Below are 3,737 nucleotides of genomic sequence, written 5' to 3'. Positions count from 1 at the left end.
GTTCAAGTCCCGCCTTGAGTACTAAGCCTTGATAATCGAAAGATTGTCAAGGTTTTTTGGTTTTAGTCAACTTTGACTTATTGCAATCCTTAGTATTTCATCCTTTTCAAGTATCCAATATCAGTTTTATGGTTTGGAAGCAATATCTCATCTAATAATCTTAATTTCCTTTTTTATAGAAGAAAAAATCTCATTTAACATTGTTGATATATAACATAATTGTTATATCTTTATGTGATGAAATCAAGTTCTTTAATAAAGTTGATAGAGAAGGAAGGATGGGAATTGGTAAGAACAAAGGGTAGTCACCACCATTTTAAGCATCAACAGCACAAAGGAATTGTAACAATTCCGCATCCTAAAAAAGATATTCCAATCGGAACCGTAAATGCGATATTAAAGCAGGCAGGGCTAAAATAAATTTCCTTACTTTTTAAAGAATTGAATTAGTTAAATCAAATATACTATACGTTATGAAAAGCATAAATGTCTACGTTGAAAAGGCTGAAGACGGCACTTATTGGGGCACATCTACTAATGCGCCTGGTGTTGTGAGTGCCTTCGGAGCGTCTTTGGCGGAATTGAAGAGAAATTTTCAACAAGCCTATTTGGATTATATTGAAGTAGCCAAAGAAATCGGTGAAGATTGGTCTCAAGAATTTGAAAATCCAGATTTTATGTACGAAATGGATTTACAAGGATTTTTTAAGTTAGTTCCTGAGATCAGTATGGCAGGAATTGCCACGAAAGCAAATATCAATAAATCCTTGTTGCGGCAGTATGCGACAGGAAAAGCCAATGCATCAGAGAAACGCTTGAAAGAAATTGAAGAAGCTGTCCATGAATTAGGACAAGAGTTATTATCCGTATCATTTTAATAGTGTTTACAAGAAATTGATTCAATAAAAAAAGACCCAATGCACGTCAGGTCTTCTAATTTGTATGAGTTAGCTTTTGAATTAGTTATCGTCACCAACAACTTCCTTCGCAGCTTTATCAACAGCTTTGCCTGCTTCCTTGACTTCTTTCGCAGCATTGTCAATGGCTCTTCCGGCTTTTTCTAGCGTGCCTTCTGTCTTTTTAGGAGTGTCGTCGGCCTTTTTTTCAATAACAATAACACTTGGCTCATCTGTTTTCTTTTCTGTTTCTCTACAAGATGTCAATGAAAAACCTACAATAACGAAGGCAGAACTTAAAATAATTTTTTTCATAGTAAAAGTTTTAGTTAAGTGTGTAATTTATGAAACTCGAATCGTTAGTCCAATAAAAAAATAATATTACCGATGTTTGGCGCCAGTTTTTAGTCTAATTATTGATATAGTTCATGATTTGAATGACGGCATCTTTGTTTTTTAGGATGAACGCGGCATTCAGATTTCCGAGTTGATTTCTTTTTTCAGGGTTTTTAATCAACGTATCTAGATTGTTTTTAAGTTCCTGACTGTCTTTAATACTAATAACGCCTCCATTAGCTATCATTTGATAGGCTTCGGGGAATTTCTTGTAGTTTTTACCAATGATGACCGGAATGCCAAAAACTGCGGGCTCCAAGATGTTATGAAGACCTGTTTTTCCCATAGCGCCTCCCACGTAAGCGAGGTCAGCATAGCTGTATACTTTGCTTAAAATGCCAATCGTATCGATGATAAACACCTCGTATTCGGAGAGATCTTTATTCTCTTTATCAGAAAACAGTACAGTTTTCCTTTGAAGTTGGTTGACGAATTGATCAATTTGATTGCTTTTGATATTATGGGGCGCAATGATGAATTTGACTTTTTTTGATTGTATTGAATTGATGTAGTCAACAAACAAGATTTCATCTTCGGGCCATGAGCTTCCAACCACCACACATAGTTTGTTGTCTTTAAACTGATCAATAAACGGCAGTGTGTTGTCTTGAAGCAATTGGTCAGAAACGCGATCATAGCGTGTGTCTCCAGCAACGGTAACATTATTAAGGTCGATCGCGTTTAACAAAGTTTTTGAATTTTCATTTTGAACAAAAATATGTTCAAAAGCCCGTAAGGCGTTGCGCATCATCCCGCCATAAAACTTGAAGTAAGATTGCTCTTTTCTAAAAGATGCAGAAATCAAAATGGCTCTTAAACTACGGTTTTTTAATTCGCTTAGGTAATTTGGCCAGATATCATATTTCACAAAGATGGTCAATTCAGGATGGACGAGTTTGACGAAACGTTTCGCATTGGCTTTAGTATCCATAGGAAGATAGACGACCACATCTGCAATGCCCGTGTTTTTCCGGACCTCATATCCCGATGGCGAAAAGAAGGTCAACACAATCTTATGGTTCGGATTTTCCATTCGAAGTTGTTTAAAAATCGGAAGTCCTTGCTCATATTCTCCTAAAGAAGCACAATGAAACCAAAAGGTTCGGTCGATAGTAGTTAAGTGCTCTTCTAAAGTTGAAAAGGTCTTGGAGCGTCCTTCAGCGCCCATTTTAATTTTTTCATTGAAAAATGCTGGAATTTTGAGTAAAAATTCGACGCTATATAATGCTATGTTGTAAAGTAATTTCAAGAAGAATGATTTGTGCTAAAATACATTTCTTTCTATTATGTCGCTTTAAAAATGCTATTGAATTTTTAGTGATAGCTCTCGTGTATCGAACGCATTGGTTGAGCGAATAATAAATTAAACCTTTAGGAATGATTGGTATAAGAAGTGCAATTTCGTAATTTCGCTGCTCGATAAAGCCTTGAGGTTTTAAACTATCAATTCTACATATAACGAGATGAAAAAAATACAAATGGTTGATCTTAAGGGTCAATATCAGAAGATTAAAGATGTTGTCGATGCGTCTATTGCTGAAGTTCTCGACACTACAGCTTATATTAATGGGCCACAAGTACACCAATTTCAGAAAAATTTAGAAAATTATCTTGATGTAAAACACGTCATTCCTTGTGCGAATGGCACAGATGCTTTGCAAATAGCCATGATGGCCTTGGATTTAAAACCAGGGGATGAGGTTATTACTGCCGATTTTACCTTTGCTGCAACTGTTGAGGTTATTGCCTTATTACAATTAACGCCAGTTTTGGTTGATGTAGATCCTAAAACTTTTAATATTGATGTGGAGGCGATTAAAAAAGCCATTACGCCAAGAACGAAAGCAATCGTTCCGGTGCATTTGTTTGGTCAATGTGCGAATATGGAAGCGATCATGAAAATTGCTGAGGAGCACAATCTGTTTGTTATTGAAGATAACGCACAGGCTATTGGGGCAACCTATACGTATAGCAATGGTAAGAAAGCCAAAGTTGGTACGATTGGACATGTGGCTTCTACCTCGTTTTTTCCTTCCAAAAATTTAGGATGTTATGGCGACGGTGGCGCTATTTTTACCAATGATGATGATTTGGCGCATAAACTGAGAGGTATTGTCAATCATGGGATGTACGAGCGTTACCATCATGATGTGGTGGGCGTTAATTCACGATTAGATTCTATCCAAGCTGCTGTATTAGATACAAAGTTAAAGCATTTGGATACATATAATGCAGCACGTTTAAAAGCTGCAAATGCTTACGATAAAGCTTTTGAAGGTCATGAGCATATTGTCACACCTTTTAAAGAAGGCAGTGATGATAACCATGTATTCCATCAATACACCTTAAAAGTTAAGGATGTCAATCGTGATGCTTTGGTAAAACATTTAAACGAGCAGGGGATTCCTTGTGGCGTGTATTATCCGATTCCTTTGCATCTGCAAA

Annotated in this window: 5 protein-coding genes; 3 read left to right on the top strand and 2 right to left on the bottom strand. The window is 36.4% G+C overall.

The annotated features are described in order from the left end of the window. The first annotated feature begins 237 nt into the window (after positions 1–237). Together ABIQ28_RS01250 and ABIQ28_RS01245 are read left to right on the top strand one after the other, a co-directional pair. On the top strand, positions 238–420 hold the full coding sequence (locus ABIQ28_RS01250) for a type II toxin-antitoxin system HicA family toxin (protein ID WP_348034932.1): 183 nt from the start codon (positions 238–240) through the stop codon (positions 418–420). Positions 421–473: 53 nt separating this feature from the next. Continuing rightward, a complete protein-coding gene (locus tag ABIQ28_RS01245; RefSeq protein WP_348034931.1) occupies positions 474–878 on the top strand; it encodes a type II toxin-antitoxin system HicB family antitoxin in 405 nt (134 codons plus the stop codon). An 81-nt stretch (positions 879–959) separates the two neighbouring features. On the opposite strand, the gene ABIQ28_RS01240 is transcribed toward ABIQ28_RS01245, so the two are convergent. Beyond that, the gene (locus ABIQ28_RS01240) at positions 960–1,211 is read right to left on the bottom strand and encodes a hypothetical protein (RefSeq protein ID WP_348034930.1); all 252 of its coding nucleotides are present in this window, start codon (positions 1,209–1,211) and stop codon (positions 960–962) included. A gap of 94 nt (positions 1,212–1,305) precedes the next feature. Continuing rightward, positions 1,306–2,541, bottom strand: a complete 1,236-nt coding sequence (locus tag ABIQ28_RS01235) for a glycosyltransferase N-terminal domain-containing protein (protein WP_348034929.1) — start codon at positions 2,539–2,541, stop codon at positions 1,306–1,308. A gap of 214 nt (positions 2,542–2,755) precedes the next feature. Here ABIQ28_RS01235 and ABIQ28_RS01230 point away from each other — a divergent pair. Further along, on the top strand, positions 2,756–3,737 hold a 982-nt coding region (locus ABIQ28_RS01230), incomplete at its 3' end, for a DegT/DnrJ/EryC1/StrS family aminotransferase (protein WP_348034928.1).

Origin of the sequence: Gelidibacter sp. (assembly GCF_039916245.1) — a bacterium.
Taxonomy (GTDB): Bacteria; Bacteroidota; Bacteroidia; order Flavobacteriales; family Flavobacteriaceae; genus Gelidibacter.
This window is presented reverse-complemented; position numbering and strand designations above follow the sequence as displayed.

Coding starts and splice junctions, on each gene's coding strand:
- ABIQ28_RS01245 (WP_348034931.1), top strand. CDS start 474: ATGAAAAGCATAAATGTCTACGTTGAAAAGGCTGAAGACGGCACTTAT.
- ABIQ28_RS01250 (WP_348034932.1), top strand. CDS start 238: ATGAAATCAAGTTCTTTAATAAAGTTGATAGAGAAGGAAGGATGGGAA.
- ABIQ28_RS01240 (WP_348034930.1), bottom strand. CDS start 1,211: ATGAAAAAAATTATTTTAAGTTCTGCCTTCGTTATTGTAGGTTTTTCA.